The 616-nt window shown below is 57.8% G+C and carries 1 protein-coding gene; it reads left to right on the forward strand.

Annotation, left to right across the window (positions count from 1 at the left end; all coding sequences use genetic code 11):
- A partial coding sequence (locus A6049_RS33820) for a hypothetical protein (protein WP_205412057.1) occupies nt 1-616 on the forward strand: 616 nt, incomplete at both ends.

The raw sequence follows: 616 nt of genomic DNA on the forward strand, positions 1-616 counted from the left end.
TAACAGGCGCAACCGGATCCACGGGAGCGACGGGCTCTAGTGGAGTAACCGGTGTCACAGGATCAGCGGGAACAGGGGCTACTGGCGCCACTGGTGTAACAGGAGCAACAGGAGCAACAGGAGTTACGGGATCTACAGGTACCACTGGTGTTACTGGTGCAATAGGAATAACGGGTTCAACAGGTGTACCAGGAGACACCGGCGTAACGGGAACAGGGATGACTGGAGCCACCGGCGCGACGGGTTCAACGGGTACGACGGGCGATCCTGGAACAACGGGAACAACAGGAGTAACAGGTTCTACAGGGTCTGTAGGCAGCACGGGTGCGACCGGAACCACGGGTATAACGGGCGCAATAGGATCTACAGGTGTAACCGGTGTGACTGGTGCCACGGGAACAGGAACGACTGGAGCTACTGGAGCAACAGGATCAACTGGGGTAACCGGTGTGACTGGTGCAACAGGAACAGGAACGACTGGATCTACTGGTGCGACAGGATCAACGGGTGTAACCGGTGTGACTGGTGCCACAGGAACTGGAGCGACTGGATCTACTGGAGCAACAGGATCAACGGGTGTAACCGGTGTAACCGGTGTGACTGGTGCCACGGGAAC

The sequence above is a fragment of the Paenibacillus sp. O199 genome (assembly GCF_001636635.1).
GTDB lineage: Bacteria > Bacillota > Bacilli > Paenibacillales > Paenibacillaceae > Paenibacillus > Paenibacillus marchantiae.